Genomic DNA, 22,368 nt, shown 5'->3' on the forward strand with positions numbered 1-22,368 from the left:
GTCTGGCGCTTTTTTGCTTCACTGCTTATCCGAAGGCTGGATTTTTGTAAGAGAGACCTTGTGTTCAGCTTCTAAAGGCTTTTGTGGCCATCCTAATCTGATCAGATCTGTCTTTTTGAGATTTCAATGCCTTTTTGGGAAAGTTCATTTTTTGGTATTTACGCAGGTCCGGTCTCATACGACCTGGGCAGGGAAACTGTCTGAAACGCGTTATGAGATGCCTTGTTTTACCCCTGGGGCAGGGTTCTGGGCCTGCCTCAGGGAATAAAACATAAGCAGTTTTCAGATCATTGTGTTGGTTCCGGTTTCAGCACTGTGCGGGAAAACCAGAGGCAGATTGCGCAGAAAATTATAAAACCCAACACAGTTGTTACGGAGGCGGGGAACCATGCGGCGAGGGACAGGGCATCGTCCTTCCCCAAAGCGCCAGACAGAATGGCGAGCGCTACGCCAGTCAGGCTTTCTCCTACAATAAAGCCCGAGGCCAACATGGTGCCAACGCTGGCATCATGCTCTGCCACTGGTGTTGGGGAAGTCGTGTGTCGGGATGAGGCCGCATGTGCTCGGCTGCGCATCATGTGCCGTTTCAGCAGCCAGCCCATAATAGCGCCTACTGCGAGCGTAACACTGACGGAAGGAGGGAGATAGATACCAACAGCTACGCCCAACGGCGGAAGAGAAAGTTTGCGACGCCGTAGCAGCAGATCAAGAATAACCAGAACGACGCCAAGCCCGATGCCCAGAGACAGCATGCTCCAGTCAAGGGAGTGGGTGAAAATCCCTTTGGCAATGAGAGAAATCAGGGCTGGTTGAGGGGCGGAAAGGGCGTGGGTGGGGTCCATGCCCGGCCGGGGCATGGCGCCTGCAAACCCGTAGGCCTGATAGAGAACGTTCAGCACGGGCGGAATAACGGCAGCGCCCACCACGCATCCTGCAATAAGTGCGACTTGCTGCTTCCAGGGAGAAGCCCCTACAAGCTGGCCGGTTTTCAGATCCTGCAGGTTATCATTGGAAATGGCGGCAATGGCCGTAATGGCGGAGAGCAGCAGGATGGTGAAGCCGGTTGCAAGTGTCTGGTTGTTGGCCATCAACTCGGCAGGCATCAGTCCGAGTGTTTCAAGTCCGAGAATCATCAGGGCGGACAGCACTGCGGCAATAATGACAATGCCGGAAATAGGGGAGGAGGAGGAGCCAACAATCCCGGCCATGTAGCCGCATGCCGCAGCCATAATGAACCCGAACACAACACAGAACAGCACGGCCGAAATAACAGCAGGCCAGATACCATGGGCGACGGGTGCCAGAAACGCTGCAAAAAAACTGCCCAGCAGCACGACGGTCACGGCAAGCAGAAGGCCCAGCATGCGTGGAGACAGATCTCGGTCACGATCGGTTGTCAGAGGGTCGCGGCTGGCAAGCACCATGGAGCGCAAACCACGGGCGACTGGCCCCATCAGTTCCACAAGGGTCCACACAGAGGCCATGGCGATGGTGCCTGCTCCAATAAAGCGGACCTTATGCAGCCACATGGATTGCGCGAAGGTGGCGGCACTCAAATGGTCCGGGTTGGGCATATGCGCAGTTAGCCATGGCACCCCCAATCCCCACGCCAGTATGCACCCTACCAGCATGGCCAGCCCTCCGGCTAACCCCACCAGATAACCAGCCCCGATCAAGGCCAGAGAAAGGCCGCCACTCGCCTGAAAGACGGCTGCTCCCACAGTGGTGGTGAGGGTAACGGTATCCGCCAGTAACCTCAGGCCATTGCTGGCGAACGTGAAGAGGGCAGCAACCACGCTCCCGCTGATTAGTGCGCTTAGGCTTCGGCTGTTTCCGTCTTCCGCTCCGGCACGTAGGATTTCGGCTGCGGCAACGCCTTCCGGGTAAGGCAATGCGCTTTCCGTTACTAGGGCGCGGCGAAGGGGAATGGTAAACAGCACTCCGGCAATGCCTCCAGCAAGAGAAATACCCGCCGTCTGCCAGAACGGAAAGTTGCTCCATATTCCCGTCATGATCAGACCGGGAAAGGTGGCGAATACGCAGGACAGCGTACCGGCGGCAGAAGCCTGACTTTGCACCATGTTATTTTCAAGAATGGTGCCTTTGCCCAACGCCTTCAGCACCGCCATGGAAATAACGGCTGCTGGAATGGAGGATGCGAAAGTAAGGCCTATACGCAGGCCCAGATACACGTTTGATGCCGTAAAAACGACGGTAATCAGTGCCCCAAGAATAAGCCCGCGCAGGGTAAGTTCTCGCAGGGGGGAAGGATGCGTCATACGCCAAGGCCTCGTGTGGTCGTTATGGACTGGACGGCTGGTGCAGGATCGGTGCTCCGGGCAGGCGGAAGCAGCCTGCTGACCGTCTTTCATAAACTTCTCGATACGATGCCTGAGCGGGCTTGTCTGCCCCTGAATGAACCGGAACAGCAACGGTGCAGGTGAGCGGGGCGGAGCAAGCCCGTAATTCATGGAGTGCGGATGGGCCGTTCGTTCTATAAAAAAGACCTGCGAGGCCGGGCCTGCAGATCTTTTCCGGGAAGGCAAGCTCGGGAAGAGCTTAGAAGTTGTCCCTTGTATTCTGTTGTTACCGTTTGTGTCCCGACTGATAGTTATCAGGACGATACGATCAGAATGTCAGTTCCAGATTGGTTTGTACAAATGCGCCAGAAGACGCCCCTACCTTGATCAGGGATTTGGAGGCAAAGGCATATTCTCCGTCTATGCTGAATGTTACGTGTCTGGTAGCGCGCCACGTAAAGCTGGCCTGTGGCATGGTGGCCGTATAGGCTCCGCTGGGCCGGAAAGCATATGGCGCGGTGGGGTTGGAATAAATGGCGTCATTCACGCTGCTGCGCCAGATAACGGGCACTTTCATGAGCAGGGATGTGTTCCGGCTGGTGGCGATTGTGGCAATCGGCCCAACATCAATAAGGTTGGAGTTGCCGATATAGGTGCTGATATCCAGATAGTACGCGCTCGGCACATACGGGGAGAGGAAGTTCCCCCAACTGCTGGTCTGGCTCTTGCGGGTATCACCGCCTGAAATATCGTCAGCCTGAATGCCGATGGCCGGACGCCCCCACCAGTTGGCAAAGCGCCATGAAACGGTGGCGTTAAAGGAATAGGCAGATACGGGGCGGGTACGTCCATTATTGGCCGGACGGAACTCACCACCCTGCCACATGCCGCCCAGCGAGAATTCAATGGGGCCAGCGTTGCCCCATACGCGCATGCCGGGTGTATCGCGGTGCGTGGACCCGGGAATGGTACCACGGCTTGCAGCAATTGGGTTGCTGGCCAGCAAGTAGCCCAGATAAAATGTATCAACAAAAATCTGGCTGTTTCTGTTCATTAGCTTGAAGTTGGGCAGCGCATAGGATGTGTAAGCTCCAAATAGCCGCGACCGCCACCCCACCTGATCATGAAAGGCTACGGGCGGAGCGTTATTGGTCAGGCTGAGGTCAAAGATGTCAAACCGGAAGCGCTTCCAGAAGGCGTAACCGCGTAGCCCGTTCCAGGAATAGGGCAGGGTGGGATACACCGCGCCAGCGGTCACGTAGGGCGGGGCATCCAGGAAGGTCATGCGCCCCACCATGGCGCCCATGGTGGCCCCAAGCATATGACCGCGCACTTCAACAAATGCCTGCTGGGCATCCAGCTTGCTGCGCCAGCGGCCACCGGCGTAGCCAAAATAGTTCATCCCGCCTGCCTGCGCGCTCATCAACTCACCATAGAGGCGTACATGCTGGCCCAGATGCAGGTCTGCACCGGCGTTCCAGCGCAGGTTGGACCGGTAGGAGGGGCTGGTGCGCAGGGTGCCAAACCCGGCCTTCTGATCATAAAATCCGTGGTGGCGGAAGTTGCCGCTCAGGCTGAGATAGATGGAGCCGCTGTCATTGAACGGGATGTATTTCAGGGGGTCCAGCATATCAATGCGGTTACGTTTGTCCCGCAGGGAAGACCAGTCTTCCGCCCAGCGGGAGACTGCGTAATAGCCAACGGTGCCAAAACCGGCAGCCGCCCCCGTGTTGGCGTTGAATACCCCCCAAGGCCCCTGATGCAGCAGCGCTGACGGAAGAGGTTTCAGTTCCAGAGACTGCGGCTGGCCGTAGGCTTCCGGTCGGCTGGTCAGCGGTGGCAGAAGCATATTGTCCCAGAATCCAGGTCTTTTCATGGGTTCTGGGTGTTCATGCTCCGGGGTTGGCCCGTGAGGGTCTGCCAGCGTGTTTGTCTGGGTGGAGGGGTGGGATGTAGGCACATTCGGGTGCTGCATAATGGCGGAGTTGGGTGCCGTTTCTGGCGTATGTGCCGCATGTGCCGCAACCGGAAGACAGGCCATGGCCACGAGGAGGCCAAGAGACGTGAACGGTGCGGGCGTGAGGGAAGAAGACATCAAACTCCAAAAATTTTTTTTTGGAAGAACGTAGCCAATGTTTTCCATGGTTCGTAACTTTGAACTGACATGTTTTGGAAAGAGAGCCGATCCGTATTTTTTATTGTTGGTTGGGGAAGCGGACTCTCTACGGTCTGAACACCTGTTACGGTGTCAGACGGGCGTTGACATCGTTCTACGCCTGAAGGGAGTAGGTCGCGCGTCAGAATGCGGGAGAACAGCACAGGGCACAGCCGGGGGGAAAAAAGAAAGAGACGTAGACTGAAAGACCGGTTCAGTCTTCAAAAGAATGCTGTGCATCGCGAGTACCTTAAAATTGGGTGGCATAGTGAGGTGAAAACACCGGCTATGCTCTTTGGTTTTTTCTGCTCTGCATTATGGGTATGACTATATGAGCAGATTGTCATCTCGCGTTTGCGTGTGAAAAATAAAATTTAAAAAGCAGTTTCTTGGGGAACCATCACCGAAAGTCCACGCCAGAGGGCGCACTCTACTGCGGATAGAGTGCAAAACTGCGAAAGGGCTCTGGAACACAGCAGGACAATTTTTTAGTGTGCGGCGGAGCCATCCAGCGCCTTCAGGCAGGTATCTGCACGCACGGAAAAGTGAATATCATGCATCGCCATTACGGCCTGTCGGGCACGCACGCGCCAGCTGCGGGGCATACCTTCCGGCGAGCAGACGGTCTGTGTGCTGAAATTGGGGTCTCTGGCCTGAGTTGTAGAGGCCAGCACCGCCGCAGGGTGAGCCGGCAATGCATACCGCATGGCCAGCCGTAACGAGCGGGCGGTGGAGGCATCCGCCAAAGGCATGAGGGCGGGGATGACGCGCGCGGTGTCCAGTTGTCCGCTGCTTACGGCCTGCCTGACCTCGGACCATTTGTGTGTCTTGTTCAGGGTTTCGGCCGTCTGACGCGCGCCATCCGTTTCAATCATGTGTAACAGGTGAGAGGAAGAGGAATCAGTCGTCTGATGAGGAACTGCCTGAAGAGGGTGATCCGTGAGGGTAAGGGAAAAGGCCCCAACTGTTCCCGCGGCAAGCAGAAAGAGGGCCGAGAAACGGGCAAGACGCATGAAATCGGTCTCCTTTCCTGACAGTAAGGGCGCTGAGGGTGGCAGTAAAAAAACCGGATAAAACTGATGAAAGAATAGCTGCCCGAAAATGGCGGGGAGAAGGCGTTTAAACGGAAAGGTTGCGGCAAGAGGGCAGGCTATTCTATAGCAGGCCCAATTCGTCAGACATCAGGGGAACCTGAACCATGGCGGCGCCGCGGGTTGCCGCTATAAGCCCTGTGTGATCTGGCTATGAACCCGCAACCCCACCCCAAGGATTGAGTCTCCATGAGCGGCAGCACCCCATCACCTTCTGAAATCGCCCGTTTGCAAACAGCCCTGCGCCGCCTGCTTGGGTCTGCCGGGCTGACGGTCAACAAGCCGCCGCGTGCCGGTATGTCTGTTGAGCTGGCCGTAAATGGCGAAGTCATTGGCACCATTCATCGTGATGATGATGAAGGTGAAGTGTCTTACGCCATCAACATGGTTCTGCTTGAAGAAGATCTTCCCGCCGAAAAGTGAGGTTTCTCTCCTGCGATTGCAGAGGCTTTCCGGTACCAGAGACGAAAAAAGGCTGCATGGCTTTATAGCATGCAGCCTTTTTAATGGCCGAGCCGGCGGCTGGTGGGGTGCGGACCGCACGGTAGCCTCTGAAAGAGTGTTTGAAAAGCCGGCGGTCCAGCGGGTTTCTTGGTGGCAGAAGAGTTACTCTTTACCCGGAGGCGATGGCCGCGCATCAGGCCATGAAACCTGCCTTTTCAGCCTCGGAAACCCTTCCCGAACCTCTGACTGTTGGCTCTCCCACCGTGCCTTCAGGCGTTGGAGGGCGTTGCCGAGGCGGTAAGGGTCGGCTGCCGTGCCACGGGGAAATCCACCTTTGTGATCTTCCAATGCCAGCCCTGAATGCGCATCTCAATTTTCAAGGGAGTTTCCCGTTCATGGCCGGGCAGAGGAATGGAAGCCTCAAACTGGTCCAGCCGTGCAAAACGGAATGAAGTTTTGCTGATCAGCGCCCCCAGAGAGGGTGCTGGCTGCTTGGCAGGGAGGGCTGCAGGCATGGCTTCATCCACCAGCGTGCCCAGATTGGCCTGCGTCACATTGATATCAACTGCGTTGGAGACGGCTGTGGAAGCAAAGGAGGAGCCAAACTCCGGTAGATCATCCGATGCGGGTTGAAGCAGATTAAGACCGGAGAGCGCCTGATGTTTGATGGACGCATCCAGAGAACCCCAGTTGATGACATGCCCCAAGGAGGCCATATCATGCGTCTGGAGAGACGTTCCAACAGTCCATAGCGTGACAAAAGGAGACGCAAGATAAAGCCCGAAGGCTGCCGCTGAGGCACCAACACACACTTTTCGCGCGGTCTGGCGCGAAGGCAGACTGGCTGACCGGGCAGAGCGTCCGGGTGTGGTGAGGGCAATCATGCTATGCAATCCTCGTATGCTAAATTGGTAATTCACATATAGCAGACGCATGCCACCCATGCATAGTTTCATGACTAATTTGTCATATTTCTTTCAAGATATGACACAACTCCCCCAAATCCTTACAACGCGGGGAAAATCGGGCTCTATGCTCTGCTTGGTGTTCTGGAAAGGATCAGATTGATGGCGCTTGAATTTACCGAAGCCGAAATTCAGCGCTATTCCCGCCATATTCTGCTGCCTGAGGTGGGCGGTACGGGGCAGGCCGTTCTACGGGCTGCCTCCGTGCTGATTATTGGTGCAGGTGGGTTGGGCTCGCCCGTGGCGCTGTATCTGGCCGCCGCCGGTGTTGGACGGATTGGGCTTGTCGATGATGACGTGGTCGAGCTTTCCAATCTGCAACGACAAATTGTGCATGTCACGGAGGCTGTGGGGGTGCGAAAGGTGGACTCCGCCCGTGCCCGGCTGGAGGCGCTTAATCCGGAAACAACTGTTGAAACATGGCCCATGCGTCTGACGGCTGAAACCGTGGATGATCTGGTGCAGCGGTATGATCTGGTGTGTGATGGATGTGATAATTTTTCTACCCGCTATCTGGTGAACGCGGCGTGCGTAAAAGCGCGTAAGCCGCTGGTGTCTGCCGCCGTGCAGCGGTTTGAGGGCCAGCTTTCCACATTTCGCCCTTGGCAGGGTGGCCCCTGTTACCATTGTCTTTATCCGGAAACAGATGGTGTGGCGGAGGGTTTAAGCTGTGGGGAAGCAGGCGTTTTTGGGGCTGTTACCGGGGTAATGGGTACATTGCAGGCGACAGAAGCCCTGAAAGAATTGCTGGGGCTGGGCACATCCCTGGCCGGACGCCTTCTGATGTGGGATGCTCTGGCCACGCGCTTTACCACCATTGCCCTGCGACGGGACCCTACATGCCCCGTTTGCAGCGCCGAGCAGGATGTTTCCGCATGAGCACGTCTTCCGCTGGTTCCCGCACGCCATCACGGTCTCACGCTTCTGCCTCGGTGGGGCCGCTTGCAGGCGTTTCCGGCCTGTCCGCCGCCTATGCGGAAGGGGGTATGTGTGATCTGGCCATCATGGTGGTGGAAGCGCGGTACGAACGTGTGCATGCCGCGCTGATGCTGGCTGTTACGGCCAGTGCGCTGGGGCAAACAGTTTTGTTGTTTGGCATGGGGGCTGGCGTGGCAGCCTTTTGTGAGAAATGGGATGGGCTCGAACAGCCCGAGCAGGATGCTGCGCGGCAGAAAGCCGGGGTGGCAGGCGTGGAAACCCTGCGCACTGCGTTGACTGAACTGGAGGAGGTGAGCCTGATGGTGTGCGACTCCGGTTTGAAAGCCATGTCTGTGTCTGAGCAGGCGCTTCTTCCGGGTGTGGCTGTGGTGGGGCTTCCTACTTTTCTGGACCAGGCAGGGGCAGCCCGTTTGGCTGTTTTCTAAGGAACCAACACGGTTTGGGAGAGAGTGCCCGAGGGTTCAAACGTGCAAGCCTCTTGCCGCGATGGCCCTCTCTTGGCAGGGATGCAGCCATGATGTTCAGAATGTCTTCAATGTTCCGGTTTCAGTTGCTGTCCTGCGTAGCAGGCTGCGTATTTGCCGTGTCTGGTGCCGTGGCGGCTGAAAAGAAGCCAGCCCCCCATAAACACCATACGCATGCAGCCTCTGCTGCACATGATGCGGCAGTCAAAAAAAAGGCCGCGTCTCATAAGGCAGGAGAGGCAAAGGATGCCTCCGGCCAGAAGGCGGCTTCCGGCAAGCATGCGCATGGTGCGGCTGCACATCATGAGGACAAGGCCCACGGGGGCTCCAAGGGGCATCACGCAACTGCGGGCCATACGGCTGTTCATCACGGAACGGACAAGCACAAAGCGGCGGTAGCTGCTGGTGCAGCGGGTGTTGCAGCCGGAGCCGCTGCTACCAATGCCGCGGCAACACCTGCGGACGCCGCACCACCACCCGAGGCAACACCGCCTGAACCCCCGAAAGGTTCTGTAACAGGGCTACCTCTGCCCCGTTATGCCTCCTTGCGGGCGGATGAAGTGAATATGCGGGCCGGGCCGGGCCGTCGGTTCCCCATTCTATGGGTGTATCATCGCCGTGGCATGCCCATGCGTATTGAGCGCGAATTTGACGTGTGGCGCTTGGTTGAAGATCCTACCGGGCAGAAAGGCTGGGTTCAGCAGGCAACCATCTCTGGTGGCCGGGACTTCCTGATTCCGGGTGAGGCACCCGGCGATGAAAGCCCTATTCCCGAAAAAACAGATAAAAATGGCGTGAAAATCCCGCCCTCCGGTCATATGGATACGCGCGTGCTGGGCACTGTGGCGACGGCTGATGATGCCAAGTCTATTGCCGGGGCGGTACCGCTTTATGCCAGCGCCCGGACTGATGCCCCGGTTGTGGCGATCCTGAAACCGGGTACAGTCGGCTCAGTTAAAGAGTGTGCGGCTGGTGCGGACTGGTGCAAGGTTTCGGTCAAGCAGTACACCGGCTGGATATCCCGTCGTGCGATCTGGGGTGTGGACGCAGAGGAAGCGATCTCACCTTCCTGAAGACCGGTGGCGGGCGGATAAGGAAAAAGATAAATCATGCCTACAACAAACGCGCTGCATTGCCGTACAAAGATTGTGGCAACGCTCGGCCCGGCTTCTTCCGATTATGAGACAATCCGTGACCTGGCTCAGGCCGGGGCAGATGTGTTTCGCTTCAACTTTTCCCACGGCACGCATGAGGACCATGCCGCCCGCCATGCCATTGTAAGGCGGGTGGAAGCGGAACTGGGGGAACCCATTGGCATTCTGGCAGACATGCAGGGCCCCAAGCTGCGTGTAGGAAATTTTGCTGAAGGCAAGGTGACGCTAAAGTCGGGAGCCCCGTTCCGTTTTGACCTCTCGGATGAACCGGGGAATGAAACGCGCGTCCGTCTGCCGCATCCGGAAATTATTGCTGTCGCCAAGCCCGGCAGCCGTTTGCTGATGGATGATGGCAAACTGGCCGTGATTGTAGAGCAGGTGGGGCCGGACTGGCTGGATACGCGGGTTGAGGTCGGGGGTGTTCTCTCCAACCACAAAGGCGTCAATGTGCCGGATGTGACGCTGCCTATTCCTGCCCTGACAGAAAAGGACCGGCGTGATCTGGCGTTCGCGCTGGGGCTTGGAGTGGATTACGTCGCGCTTTCGTTCGTGCAGCGGCCGGAAGATGTGAGCGAGGCGCGCGCCCTGATCGGGGATCGCGCCAACCTGCTGGTGAAGCTGGAAAAACCGCAGGCCATGGATAATCTGGAAGCCATTCTGGAACTGACAGATGCCGTTATGGTGGCCCGTGGAGATCTGGGCGTGGAACTTCCGCCAGAAAACGTACCGCTGGCCCAGAAACGGATTATTCGTCTGGCCCGCAAATTGGGCAAGCCGGTGGTTGTTGCCACCCAGATGCTGGAAAGCATGATTTCTTCCCCCACGCCCACCCGTGCCGAAGCATCGGACGTGGCGACGGCGGTGTTTGATGGGGCGGATGCCGTCATGCTCTCTGCTGAATCTGCAGCAGGGCAGTATCCGCGGGAAGCGGTAAGGATCATGAACCGGATTATCTGGCGCATTGAGCAGGACCCGGAATGGCAGTCCATGATGGCCGTTGCCCGCCTTGCGCCAGAAGATTACGTGGTGGACGCCATTGCCAGCGCTGCCCAGCAGGTGGCGGACACGCTCAAGGCTTCCGCCATTGTAGCGTATACACACCGTGGGGCTACGGCGTTCCGTATTGCGCGCGAACGCCCGCTCTGCCTCGTGCTGGGCATTACCCCCACCAAGGAAGCCGCCAGGCGCATGGCGCTGGTATGGGGTGTGCGTGCTTTTGTGAGCGATGACCGGCGCAACGGCACCAGTGTGGAAGAAATGGTGACGATCGCGCAGGAAGTGGTTGCACAGGCCAAGGTGGGAAGCTCTGGCAATTCTATTGTCATTGCCGCAGGGGTTCCCTTTGGTGTTGCAGGGTCCACCAATCTGTTGCGGGTGGCAAAAATTCCCTGATAATGGGAAACGCATGGCTTTCCATGCTCTATGGTCTGGGAAGCGGTGCGGAACCACCGGATGACAGGGGGTGTATGACACGGTATTTCCCCGCCAGCATGATGATACAAGGCAGGAGAGATAACGGATGAAGCCAGCCAACGGACACTTGCCGCGCCGTAAATTATTACAGGGGCTGGGGTGCCTTTCTGCCGGGCTGGCTGCAACCGGGGCTGCACCGGTGGCGGATGTCACGGAAAATGTGCGTCCGCCAGATGTCACGACCAATCCTCCCCGCCAGTGGGGGTCGGGCGCGCCGCCGTCTTATACGCCAGACCCGGATGTGGTGATTATTGATCGCTCTTTCCGGGATTTGCTGTTCAGTGCAGCCACCATTCATCGGGTGTGGGATCAGGGAACATGGCTGGAAGGGCCCGCCTGGTCTTCTGAAGGGCGTTATCTGCTGTTCAGTGATACCGTAACCAGCCGCCAGTACCGCTATTTGTGGGAAACGGGAGAGGTAACGGTTTTCCGCCCGGAATCCTACCACTCCAATGGCAATACGTTTGACTATCAGGGGCGCCAGATCTCTTGCGAGCACTTCCTGCGCCGTGTGATCCGATGGGAGCATGATGGGTCCGTGCGCGTGATTGCAGACCATTATGAAGGTCGCCCCTTGAATTCGCCTAATGATGTGGTGGTGCATCCGGATGGCGGCATCTGGTTTACAGACCCGGGTTATGGGGATGGCTTTACCGAGGGCCACGCGGATGAACCGGGCGGTGAAGCCAACCCGGATGGCAAGATACGCTGGCGTCTGGGTGAAGAACTGATTGGCGAGATTGGCGGCAACAAACGGCAGGCTGATCATACCTTCCGTGTGGATCCTTCAGGCCGGATTGAAGCGGTGCTGACACAGGCCCAACTGCCCAACCCCAACGGACTGTGTTTTTCGCCCGATCATAAAAGTCTTTACGCCATCTCCTCAGGTCGGCAGCCCGGAGGGAATGGGCATGACGGCGATCAGGCCATTCATGTGTTTGATATCCAGAAGGATAACACACTGGCCAATCCGCGCCTGTTTACCAACATGCGGTTTCAGGGCGTGCAGATGGGGCCAGATGGCATGAAGGCCGACATTTTCGGCAATCTGTGGTGCGGGGCCGGGGGACCGCTGGGTCTGTGCGGTGTGTTCGTGTTCAACCCGGAAGGGCATCTGATAGGCCGCATTCGCCTGCCACATGGAGTCTCCAACCTCACATTTGGCGGTCCCAAGCGGAACTGGCTGTTCATGTGCGCCGGGGAATCCCTTTACCGCTTGCAGGTGAACACACAGGGCGTTGCCCCTGCCTGAGTGCTAAGTGCTAAGTGCTAAGTGCTAAGTGCTAAGTGCTGAGTGGCTGCCTGCGACTAAGGGATGGGGGAAGAAGAGGGCGCGAGGTCCTTGTCTTCCATTCCGTTGGCAGGGAAGAAGATCCTCAGGCGGCAGTCAGTGCGTTACTGAGCGCCTTAGGCACTTTTCCTGAGGAAAATGGGCAGGAGCGTGAACAGACCGCAGGCCAGAGAGACAAAGTAAGGCAGGCCATGGCGGCTGATGTCTATGGCCGTGCCCGCCATTTCTGGGCCGATGAAGGCACCCAGGCCCCAGGCAACAGAGGTTGTCGCGTAGATTGAGACAAGGTCTCCACCGGAAAAACGGCTGCCGACGACGGACATGGCCAGCGTATAAATAGCTGCAAAAAGACCATCCCACACAAACAGAAGCCCGTAGGCCCATGGTTGATGCGTGATCCCCAGCGGCCAGAGCAACGCGCCGAGGCAGGAGGCAACGCCGAGGCCGATCATCAGGTGCCTGCGGTTCATACGGTCCCCCAGCCAGCCGAGTGGAAACTGGAGTGTAATGGCCCCAAGCAGCATGACAGACAGCAGCAGCGTGGCGGTCTGTTCGGTCCAGCCGTTACGAATGGCGTAAAGTGTCAGGAAGGAGGACCCTGCGGCCTCCAGCATGGCCATGAGCAACGTAATGCCGATGGCGATAGGCGCGAGGCTGATGTAGCGCCACAACCCCGAATGGGTTGCACGCTTCAGCGCGGGAGCGTGCATCCAGGGCATGCAGACCAGCACCAGTGCTGTCAGGACAAAGCCCGCACTTATGGCGTAGGGCGTGAATCCGTGTCGGCCGGCCACAGCAAGAATGAGCGGCCCCAGTGCGAATCCTAATGAGAGCATGGAGCTATAGAGGCCCATGGTGCGTGTGCGGGTCTGGTCCGCTGTGATCTGGTTCAGCCAGCTTTCAGACAGGATGAGCAGAATTTCCGTGGCGCAGCCAAGAGCCAGCCGCAGGGGAAACCAGAACCAGATGGAGGGCACCACTGGCAGAAGCACGAGCACAGAAGCGATGACCCCAAGGGCAAGAACCAGAGGGCGGCGCGGCCCAAAATGGGCTGCAATGCGCGGCAGAAAAGGGGCAACGCTCAGAACCCCAACGGCGTGCATCATGGCGTTGGCGGCAATGATCTGTGCGCCGTAACCCCGGTCAAACAGTTCAAGCGTGAATAAGGGCGCGCTGAGCCCGTAGGTCAGACCGAAAATCATACCCACCGCCAGCAAGCACGCGATGGGTAGAACGGGCGTGGCGGAGAGGGGTTTTATGCGCCCCTGTGAGGAAGAAGACATGACCCTTTGTAGCGCGCTTTTAGCAGGCTACCAGCGTGTCAGAGCTACAATGAAGGCTGTTTGCTTTGATTTTATTCTGAAGCCCGTTTTTGATCTGTCAGTAGGATGTGTTTTCAGGGGCGACGGCGTTGCAACGCTAGAAGACGCGCTGTTCTAGTGGCACCCGCCGTTTTTATCATCACAGCCTTTGCATCCGCCACAGCCGGGGCTTGCGCCGGAGGGTGTGGCAAGTCGCTCCGCTTTGGTGCGGAGGCCGGGAAGTGCCTGTGTGGCGACCAGCAGCCCTGCGAGGGCACGCCAGAGAGGGATCATGGCGGAAGGTGCCAGCCTCTGGAGCCAGTAGGCAGCACAGAGAAGGACAACAAGGCCGACAAGTAGAATCTGTGTCACAGGACGTCTCCTGTTGTTATCCGCTGATCAGTCGGGTGATGTGATAGGCCAGAAAAGAGGCCGCGTAAGCCATGCCGAACAGATAGGCCGTAGAGATCCAGACCAGTCGCCAGGAACCGGTTTCCCGGCGAATAACGGCCAGAGTGGAGAAGCATTGCGGCGCGTAAACATACCATGCCAGCAAAGAGAACGCTGTTGCAAGGCTCCATTGGGCCGAAAGCAGGGGCGCAAGCTGGGATGCGGCATCGGCTTCCGATGCACCGACCGAATACACGGTAGCAAGCGCGCTGACAGCAACCTCACGCGCGGCAAGGCCCGGAATAAGCGCCACGCAGATCTGCCAGTTAAAGCCAATGAACTGGAAGAACGGCAGCATCAGATGGCCAATGCGGCCAGCCAGACTATAGTCAATGGCTGGCCCTGTAGCACCGGCTGGGGGAGCAGGGAAGCTGGAAAGCGCCCACATCAGCACGCTGAGCGTGACAATAATGGTGCCTACACGGGATAGAAAAATGCGGGCGCGCTGCCACAGTTCAATAGACAGGCTTTGCAGGCCGGGCAGACGATAGTTGGGCAGTTCAAGCAGCAACGGGTGCTCATCTGTTGTGGCGCGCCGCTTCAACACACGCGCCACAACCAGCGCGCTGAGGATTCCGGCGGCGTACAGCCCGAAAAGAACAAGCCCCTGCAGGTTGAAAAGACCTGCAATATGCCGCGCGGGAATGAACGCCCCAATCAGAAGCGCATAGACCGGCAACCGCGCCGAACATGTCATGAGCGGCGCGATCATAATGGTCACCATCCGGTCTCGCGGGTTCTGGATGGTGCGGGTGGACATGATGCCGGGCACGGCGCAGGCAAAGCTGGATAGCAGGGGAATGAAGGAGCGTCCGCTCAGCCCTGCCGAGGCCATCAGCTTGTCCAGCATGAAGGCGGCGCGTGGCAGATACCCGGATTCCTCCAGTGCCAGAATCCAGAGAAACAGAATCAGAATTTGCGGCAGGAACACAATAACCGTCCCTGCGCCTGCAATAATGCCGTCCACCACAAGGCTGCGCAAAACGCCGTCTGGCAGCAGGGCTCCCACATGGTCACCCAGCGATTTCATGCCGTTATCGAGCATGTCCATGAAAGGTTGTGCCCAGGAGAACACGGCCTGAAACATGATAAATAGCAGCACAAACAGGATGAGCATGCCCCATACGGGGTGGAGCACCCAGCGGTCTAGCTTGTCTTCAAAAAGCTGTTTGCGTTCGGACGTGCGGGCAACACAGAGTGCTAGCAGGCGGCGCACTTCCGCATGCAGATCGGTGCCTTCAGGCAGTGGAGTTGGGGGGGGAGGAGGTGGGGCATCCAGCGCTGCCAGAATATTCTGGCCACCGCCCCGCTTGATCCCGACCGCTGTGACAACCGGCACCCCCAGTTCTGCCTGCAGGCGGGGGATATCAATGGTGAGACCCTGCTTGCTAATGGCGTCAATCATGTTGAGCACCACAATCATGGGGCGCCCAAGCTGCCGTAATTCCAGCATGAAACGCAGATGCAGGCGCAGGTTGGTGGCGGCAACAACACTTACCAGCAGATCTGGCGCGGGTTCGCCTTTGTAGACGCCACGGCAGACATCGCGGGTTACGGCCTCATCTGGGCTGGTGGCTGCCAGACTGTACGTGCCGGGCAGATCAAGCACCTGCACGCGGCGGCCCGCCGGAGTGACAAGGCGGCCTGCCTTACGTTCAACCGTCACGCCTGCGTAGTTGGCAACCTTCTGGCGACTGCCCGTCAACTGGTTGAAAATGGCCGTTTTTCCGCAGTTGGGGTTGCCAACCAGCGCGACGCGTAGAGGGGGGAGATCAGTCATGCAGGGGGACCAGCCACGGGGGCCTGACGTGAGGAGCTGTCTGCTGTGCTGGTAGCGGGGGAGGGTGCAGCAGGGTCTGCCTGCTCATGGGGTTGGGCTGCGCAGGATGGGGCGGTGGCTGCGGTGTTGTCCCGCAACACAATACGGTGTGCTTCCGAGCGCCGCAGGGCGAAACGCGTAAAGCCGATTTCCACCGCCATCGGGTCTCCCCCCAGCGGGCCGAACGCAATGACCTTCACCGGTTCTCCCGGCACAAAGCCCAGCTCACCCAGACGCTGGGCAATGGCGTCGTGCGTGGAGAGGGCTTCTATATGGTCAATCACACCGGCGGTGCGAAGGGAAAGCTGGTTCAGGCGCAAGGCTTGGTCATCCTGCTCAGACGGACTAAGGAGTCACGTATATATTGAGAATGATCCTTAATTCCAAGCTGGCCAGGTGTCCAATGTGTGGTGTAGGGGGCAGTTATGGGCCCGCAGCAGCAAGGCCTGCTGGCAGGTTCTGGGCGCCTTGTGAGGATTTTACGTGCATTTCTGCACGCTGGCGCTTATCAACGGGGCCAGCATTCTTTATACCGCAACTCAACCGCCCCGTTTGCATGACTGGTGGCGGCAGAACGCGCAGGGACAATCAGGCACCTTTCATGGATATCCGCAATATCGCCATCATTGCACACGTCGATCATGGCAAGACCACTCTCGTTGACGAACTGCTGAAGCAGTCTGGCTCATTCCATGAGCATCAGCAGGTTGCTGAACGCGCCATGGACAGCAATGATCTGGAACGTGAGCGGGGCATCACCATTCTGGCCAAGTGCACCTCCGTTGTGTGGCAGAACACCCGGATCAACATTATCGATACCCCCGGACACGCCGACTTCGGCGGGGAAGTGGAACGTATTCTCAGCATGGTGGACGGCGCGATTGTGCTGGTCGACTCCGCTGAAGGCGCATTGCCGCAGACCAAGTTTGTGGTGGGCAAGGCGCTGGCCCGTGGCCTGAAGCCGATTGTGGTTGTGAACAAGATTGACCGTGGCGACGCCCGCCCGGACGAAGTGCATAACGAAATTTTTGATCTGTTCGCGGCTCTTGGCGCCAATGATGAACAGCTTGATTTCCCCATGCTGTACGCTTCTGGCCGTCAGGGCTGGGCCGATGTTGAGCTGGATGGACCGCGCAAGGACCTCAGCCCGATGTTCGAGCTGATCCTGAAGCATGTTCCCGCACCCAAGCTGGACAAGGAAAAGCCGTTCGCCATGACGGCCACCATCCTTGAAAACGACAACTTCCTCGGTCGTGTGCTGACGGGCCGTGTGGAACAGGGCCGCGCCAAGGTCAACATGCCGGTAAAGGTGCTGCGGGCTGATGGCTCTGTGGTGGAAACTGGCCGCCTGACAAAACTGCTGTCCTTCCGTGGGCTGGACCGCGTGGCGGTTGATGAAGTGGAAGCTGGGGACATTGTGGCCGTGGCCGGTCTGTCTGAAGCCACTATTCCTGACACCATTGCATCCCCCGAAGTGGCTGCACCGCTTGAAGCCATTCCGGTTGATCCGCCGACCCTGTCCATGACGTTCCGTCTGAACGACGGCCCTCTGGGTGGTCGTGAAGGCAAGAAGGTGACGTCTCGCCAGATTCGTGACCGTCTGTTCAAGGAAACGGAAAGCAACATTGCTATCCGCGTGACTGACAGCCCGGAAAGCGAAGCTTTTGAAGTGGCTGGCCGTGGTGAACTTCAGCTTGGCGTGCTGATTGAAACCATGCGTCGTGAAGGGTTTGAACTGACCATCGGCCGTCCGCGCGTGCTGTTCAGCACGAACGAGGAAACGGGTGAGCGGGAAGAACCGTTCGAAGAAGTCACCATTGACGTGGATGAACCCTATTCCGGCGTGGTTGTGGAAAAGATGTCTCAGCGTAAGGGGCAGATGCAGGATATGCGTCCGTCTGGTGGGGACAAGGTGCGTCTGACCTTCATCATCCCGTCTCGCGGGCTGATTGGGTATCATGGCGAATTCCTGACCGACACGCGCGGCACGGGTATCATGAACCGCCTGTTCTATGGGTATCAGCCTTATGCTGGCACCATTGAAGGTCGCCGTAACGGATCTCTGATCTCTGCGGAAGATGGTTCAACCACCCAGTATTCCCTGTTCTCTCTGCAGGACCGTGGTACGCTGTTTGTGAATGCGGGTGAAAAAGTTTACGTGGGCATGATCATCGGTGAGCATTCCCGTGAAAATGATCTGGAAGTGAACGCAGTCCGTGAAAAGAAGCTGACCAACATTCGTGCCGCAGGCAAGGATGAAGCTCTGCTGCTGGTTCCGCCGCGCCGTATGTCTCTGGAACAGGCGATTGCCTACATCGAAGACGATGAACTGGTGGAAGTGACGCCATCTGCCATCCGTCTGCGCAAGCGCTATCTGGACCCGAACGAACGCAAGAAGCGTGAACGTAAGGGTGATGCGTCCTAAGCGTCAGTCTGATTGCAAGGCGTAGCCGCCTTGTAAAAGGGACGGGGTAATTGCCCGAAGGAAGCCTGTCTGCATGAAAATGCAGGCAGGTTTTTTTGTATCGGGAGGCCTGCCGCGATGTGTCAGGCTGTCAGCCGTGTTGCCACCAGTTTGCCTATCCCCGCAAAAACAGAGGAAAGCTGCTGTTCCGTCGGGTGGCCGCCCCGAGTGTAGGCGCAGACAACAATGCTGGTTTCAGGGTGCGGCCAGATAACGGCAATATCTCCTGCGGCATCCTTGCCATTATTGCCTGTTTTATCTCCAATCTTCCATGCGCTCGGAAACCCTGCGTGAAGCCGGTGCTCGCCCGTCCGGCATCTGATGAGCCAGTCTGTCAGGATAGTGCGGGAGGGAGCGGACAGAACCGGTCCCGACACCAGATGCTGCAGAATAAAAGCCATGGAGCGCGGGGTGGTAGTGTTCTGTATGGCGCCCGGCGGAGTGCGGTTCAGATAGGGCTCGACATCATCAAGGCGTGTTGTTTTGTCCCCAAGATGTCGCCAGAAAGCTGTTAGAACAGAAGGCCCGCCAATGTGGGTCAGTAGCAGGTTGGCGCAGGTGTTATCGCTCTGCTCTACCGCGCCAGCACAGAGTTCCCGGATGGTCATCTGGCCTTTTGCCAGATTGGCCTTGGCGACAGGCGCGTAAAGGTCCCCAATATCCGCCGCAGTGTAAGAGAGCGGGCGTTCAAGAGTATCCAGTCCTCCGTCAACGCGGGCCAGCACACAGGCCGCAAGCGATGCCTTGAATGTGCTGCACATGACAAAGCGTTCGTCTGTCCGCCACCCAAGAGTTGCGCCGGTTTTTGTATTTTCTGCGTAGAAACCAACGTGACCACCAGTCTCGTTCTCATACTGCGAGATCACGATGGGCGCTGATGTGCCAGCTATAGCGGGTGCGGCGAGCAAGGCGGAACTGCCCCATAAAAAATGTCGTCTCCTCATGGCGTGCCTTTCCTTGCCTTATTCTCTCTTTATCAGCCCTCCGATGAGCAGGTTTTGTCAAAGGAAGAGTGACATCATCCTGTGCGGGATGTGTGTGGGCAGTTCAGCCACGTAGGCCGAAAGGGAAATGACGGGATATATAGTTGACTTTAGCAACTAATTGCCTGCATCCTGCCAAAATGCAGCAGACAATAGACGCCATCCGGACATTCAATCGGTTTTACACGCGTTTTATTGGCGCGCTGGATGCCCATTTTCTGGGAAGCAGGGTCAGCCTTTCAGAAGCTCGCCTGCTGCTGGAAATAGCCGGAAATGAACCGGTGCAGGCCAGCGCCTTGCAGGCCATGCTTGGGTTGGATCGGGGGTACCTCAGCCGGATGATCAGTCGTTTTGAAAAGCACGGCTGGGTTTCGCGCGATCGCTCCGGTCAGGATGGACGCTCCCGCCCCATCAGTCTGACGGCGGAGGGGCGGGCGCTTTTCGCGGATATTGATCAACGCCAGCATGATGAAATTGCGGCCGTTCTTACCCGTCTGGATCAAGCAGGGCAGCAGGAATTGGCATCAGCACTCACCACAGCCAGACGGCTGCTGTCAGAAGCCTCTTCTCCCGCGGGTGAAGCGCGTGCGGCCCGGAACGTGTTGGACAGGCCTGTCTGGAACGCGCTCACGGGGCGGCAGGCTGCGCTCTCAAGGGGCAATGACGTCGTGGGCTGTTTTGACCCGGCTATCAGTCCGTTTGGCGCGGTCAGGGAGGAAAGTGCGCAAAACTGGGACGCGCTGGTGGCGCTGGCGGACGGCGCAGAACTCTGGGTGATGGAAAAGGAACAAGTGGCTTTTCCTCCCCAGATCAGAAAAGTGCGTTCGGCGGAATGCCTTCAGATGGTGGCGCGGGATGTGCCTGCTGAAGACTGCGCTCTTTCATACTGTGATCTGGGGGAGGAGGATGCCGGTGATATGCTGGCCCTTGCCAGACTGACGGCTCCCGGTCCGTTTTTGCCTCAGACGTATCGGCTGGGGGCATTTGTGGGCATTCGCGATCAGGGGCGGTTGGTCGCCATGGCGGGTGAGCGGCTGAAACCCGGAAATTTTACGGAAGTCAGCGGGGTCTGCACGCATCCTGACTATCGGGGGCGTGGCTATGCCCGGTTCCTCATGCGGGTGGTGGCACGCCGTATTCTGGCCAGGGGGGAGCAGCCATTCCTTCACTCCTATTCCAGCAATACGGCTGCTATCGCTCTGTATGCTGCGCTTGGGTTTGAACCGCACCAGACCATTACCGCGACGGTGATTCGCAAGGCATGAGGTGATGGCAAGGGGCACGAATCTGCCCGCTTTTTCCTGCTGTCGGGCCACTCCTCTCTGGGCATCCAGCACAATCCATGGTTTTCTGCATGCCATTCAGGAGTTCGGGCGTTAGCCGATAGCCCGTAGAGATGTAAGGATTTTTACAGCAATGGTTCAGATCAGCCCTATGGCCGGCAAGACTCTTCCTTCTGCTCAACTGACGGATATTCCAGCACTGATTGCTGCCTATTATGATCGCAAGCCTGATGTTTCGATCCCAACGCAGCGTGTGTCCTTTGGTACATCCGGGCATCGTGGCTCTTCATTCCATACGAGCTTTAACGAAAATCATATTCTGGCCATTTGCGAGGCCATCAGCCGCCACCGGAAGGCGGAAGGTATTGATGGACCGCTGTTTATCGGCATGGATTCCCATGCTCTTTCCGGCCCGGCCCAGAAATCCGCTATTGAGGTTTTTGCAGCACATGGTCTGGATGTGCGGATTGATGAAAAAGGCGGTTACACGCCCACGCCCGTTATTTCCCATGCCATTCTGACCTACAACAAAGGCCGCACCTCGGGGCTGGCCGATGGCGTGGTGATCACGCCTTCCCACAACCCGCCTTCTGATGGCGGGTTTAAATATAATCCCCCCAATGGCGGCCCGGCGGATACAAGCATTACCAAGGCCATTCAGGATATGGCGAACGGCTTTCTTGCTGATGGCATGAAAGATGTAAAATGCCTGCCGTATGAAGAGGCCAAAAAGGCCGTCTGCATCAAGGGTCATGACTACGTGACCCCGTATGTGGAAGATCTGGATGCTGTCATTGATATGAAGGCCATTCGGGATGCCGGGGTAAAGATTGGCATTGATCCGCTGGGTGGCGCTGCCGTGGGGTACTGGCAGCCGATTATTGACCGCTACGGCCTGAACGCCACGGTTGTTAGCACGGAAGTGGACCCGACATTTTCCTTCATGACGGCCGACTGGGACGGACAGATCCGCATGGACTGCTCCTCTCCCTACGCCATGGCGCGCCTGATCGAGATGGGTGACCGTTTTGATGTGGCTTTCGCTAACGATACGGATGCAGACCGGCACGGTATTGTGGCGCAGCCGGATGGCCTGATGAACCCCAACCATTATCTGGCTGTAGCAATTTCCTATCTGTTCCAGAATCGTCCGGAATGGGGCAAGGATCTGGGCATTGGCAAAACGCTGGTCAGCAGTGGCTTGATTGACCGTGTTGCCAAGGATATCGGGCGTAAACTGGTGGAAGTACCCGTTGGGTTGAAATGGTTTGTGCCCGGCCTGCTTGATGGTTCCCTTGGTTTCGGGGGGGAAGAAAGTGCTGGCGCCACCTTCCTGCGGCGTGATGGCACGGTCTGGACCACGGATAAGGACGGGATCATTCTCGGCCTGCTGGCGGCGGAAATCACGGCCAAGACAGGCAAGAACCCGAGCGTGCATTATCATGAGATCATCGCGCGTCTTGGCACACCGTACTACGCCCGCATTGATGCTCCGGCTTCCCCCGAACAGAAAGCCAAGCTGAGCAAGCTGACACCCGAGCAGTTTCCGCTGGAAACCCTTGCAGGGGACAAGATCATCAGCAAGCTGACACGGGCTCCGGGGAATGATGCTCCCATCGGTGGCCTGAAGGTGGTAACGGAAAACGGCTGGTTTGCGGCTCGTCCGTCTGGCACGGAAGATGTTTATAAAATCTATGCGGAAAGCTTCAAAAGTGAAGCGCATCTGAAAGCGATTCAGGATGAAGCCCAGGCTGCCATTTCCAAAGTATTCGCCGCTTGAAAGCGCGGTAGT

At 57.7% G+C, this 22,368-nt stretch carries 17 protein-coding genes and 1 pseudogene; 9 read left to right on the forward strand and 9 right to left on the reverse strand.

What is annotated here, in order from left to right; translation table 11 throughout:
• Positions 1–287: 287 nt before the first annotated feature.
• The 3 genes from AD944_RS15500 to AD944_RS15510 form a co-directional block, all read right to left on the reverse strand.
• Positions 288–2,279, reverse strand: a complete 1,992-nt coding sequence (locus tag AD944_RS15500; protein ID WP_045542995.1) for an OPT family oligopeptide transporter — start codon at positions 2,277–2,279, stop codon at positions 288–290.
• A 349-nt stretch (positions 2,280–2,628) separates the two neighbouring features.
• A complete protein-coding gene (locus AD944_RS15505) occupies positions 2,629–4,395 on the reverse strand; it encodes an alginate export family protein (RefSeq protein ID WP_236709267.1) in 1,767 nt (588 codons plus the stop codon).
• Between the two features lie 548 nt (positions 4,396–4,943).
• Positions 4,944–5,468, reverse strand: coding sequence for a hypothetical protein (locus tag AD944_RS15510; RefSeq protein WP_045542996.1), 525 nt, complete (start codon positions 5,466–5,468; stop codon positions 4,944–4,946).
• A 267-nt stretch (positions 5,469–5,735) separates the two neighbouring features.
• Between AD944_RS15510 and AD944_RS15515 the strand changes: the two genes are divergently transcribed.
• Positions 5,736–5,969, forward strand: a complete 234-nt coding sequence (locus AD944_RS15515) for a DUF3126 family protein (protein ID WP_006558600.1) — start codon at positions 5,736–5,738, stop codon at positions 5,967–5,969.
• Positions 5,970–6,259: 290 nt separating this feature from the next.
• On the opposite strand, the gene AD944_RS15520 is transcribed toward AD944_RS15515, so the two are convergent.
• Entirely contained in the window at positions 6,260–6,874 is a 615-nt protein-coding gene (locus AD944_RS15520; RefSeq protein WP_035378211.1) for a DUF2939 domain-containing protein, read from the reverse strand.
• Positions 6,875–7,057: 183 nt separating this feature from the next.
• On the opposite strand from AD944_RS15520, the gene AD944_RS15525 reads away from it, so the two are divergent.
• The 5 genes from AD944_RS15525 to AD944_RS15545 all read left to right on the forward strand — a co-directional run bounded on the left by AD944_RS15525 (position 7,058) and on the right by AD944_RS15545 (position 12,237).
• Positions 7,058–7,834 (forward strand): HesA/MoeB/ThiF family protein, encoded by a 777-nt coding sequence (locus AD944_RS15525; RefSeq protein ID WP_045542997.1) that lies wholly within the window; start codon positions 7,058–7,060, stop codon positions 7,832–7,834.
• Positions 7,831–8,319 carry a DsrE family protein gene (locus AD944_RS15530; protein ID WP_052427234.1) on the forward strand — a complete coding sequence of 163 codons (489 nt, stop codon included), beginning with the start codon at positions 7,831–7,833 and terminating at the stop codon, positions 8,317–8,319. The genes AD944_RS15525 and AD944_RS15530 overlap by 4 nt, the downstream gene beginning before the upstream one ends.
• An 89-nt stretch (positions 8,320–8,408) precedes the next feature.
• Complete coding sequence (locus AD944_RS15535; protein WP_045542998.1) at positions 8,409–9,431, forward strand: SH3 domain-containing protein; 1,023 nt, start codon at positions 8,409–8,411, stop codon at positions 9,429–9,431.
• Between the two features lie 36 nt (positions 9,432–9,467).
• Positions 9,468–10,904: a pyruvate kinase gene (gene pyk, locus AD944_RS15540; protein ID WP_045542999.1), complete on the forward strand. Its 1,437-nt coding sequence runs from the start codon at positions 9,468–9,470 to the stop codon at positions 10,902–10,904.
• 127 nt (positions 10,905–11,031) lie between these two features.
• Complete coding sequence (locus AD944_RS15545) at positions 11,032–12,237, forward strand: SMP-30/gluconolactonase/LRE family protein (RefSeq protein WP_045543000.1); 1,206 nt, start codon at positions 11,032–11,034, stop codon at positions 12,235–12,237.
• A 155-nt stretch (positions 12,238–12,392) separates the two neighbouring features.
• On the opposite strand, the gene AD944_RS15550 is transcribed toward AD944_RS15545, so the two are convergent.
• The 4 genes and pseudogenes from AD944_RS15550 to AD944_RS17525 all read right to left on the reverse strand — a co-directional run.
• Positions 12,393–13,559, reverse strand: coding sequence for an MFS transporter (locus AD944_RS15550; protein WP_082741287.1), 1,167 nt, complete (start codon positions 13,557–13,559; stop codon positions 12,393–12,395).
• A gap of 153 nt (positions 13,560–13,712) precedes the next feature.
• A complete protein-coding gene (locus AD944_RS15555) occupies positions 13,713–13,949 on the reverse strand; it encodes a DUF6587 family protein (protein ID WP_045543001.1) in 237 nt (78 codons plus the stop codon).
• Positions 13,950–13,965: 16 nt separating this feature from the next.
• On the reverse strand, positions 13,966–15,807 hold the full coding sequence (gene feoB, locus AD944_RS15560) for a ferrous iron transport protein B (RefSeq protein WP_045543002.1): 1,842 nt from the start codon (positions 15,805–15,807) through the stop codon (positions 13,966–13,968).
• A gap of 131 nt (positions 15,808–15,938) precedes the next feature.
• Positions 15,939–16,166: pseudogene (locus AD944_RS17525) on the reverse strand (FeoA family protein); the annotation flags it as partial.
• A 281-nt stretch (positions 16,167–16,447) separates the two neighbouring features.
• Between AD944_RS17525 and typA the strand changes: the two are divergent.
• Positions 16,448–18,271 carry a translational GTPase TypA gene (gene typA / locus AD944_RS15570; protein WP_045543003.1) on the forward strand — a complete coding sequence of 608 codons (1,824 nt, stop codon included), beginning with the start codon at positions 16,448–16,450 and terminating at the stop codon, positions 18,269–18,271.
• 122 nt (positions 18,272–18,393) lie between these two features.
• On the opposite strand, the gene bla is transcribed toward typA, so the two are convergent.
• Complete coding sequence (bla, locus tag AD944_RS15575; RefSeq protein WP_045543004.1) at positions 18,394–19,254, reverse strand: class A beta-lactamase; 861 nt, start codon at positions 19,252–19,254, stop codon at positions 18,394–18,396.
• A 143-nt stretch (positions 19,255–19,397) separates the two neighbouring features.
• Here bla and AD944_RS17295 point away from each other — a divergent pair, with 143 nt between their 5' ends.
• Together AD944_RS17295 and pgm are read left to right on the forward strand one after the other, a co-directional pair.
• Positions 19,398–20,558: a GNAT family N-acetyltransferase gene (locus AD944_RS17295; protein ID WP_145912875.1), complete on the forward strand. Its 1,161-nt coding sequence runs from the start codon at positions 19,398–19,400 to the stop codon at positions 20,556–20,558.
• A 151-nt stretch (positions 20,559–20,709) separates the two neighbouring features.
• Complete coding sequence (gene pgm, locus AD944_RS15585; protein ID WP_045543005.1) at positions 20,710–22,356, forward strand: phosphoglucomutase (alpha-D-glucose-1,6-bisphosphate-dependent); 1,647 nt, start codon at positions 20,710–20,712, stop codon at positions 22,354–22,356.
• Positions 22,357–22,368 lie beyond the last annotated feature (12 nt).

Source organism: Acetobacter tropicalis (genome assembly GCF_001580915.1).
In the GTDB taxonomy this organism is placed as follows: domain Bacteria; phylum Pseudomonadota; class Alphaproteobacteria; order Acetobacterales; family Acetobacteraceae; genus Acetobacter; species Acetobacter tropicalis.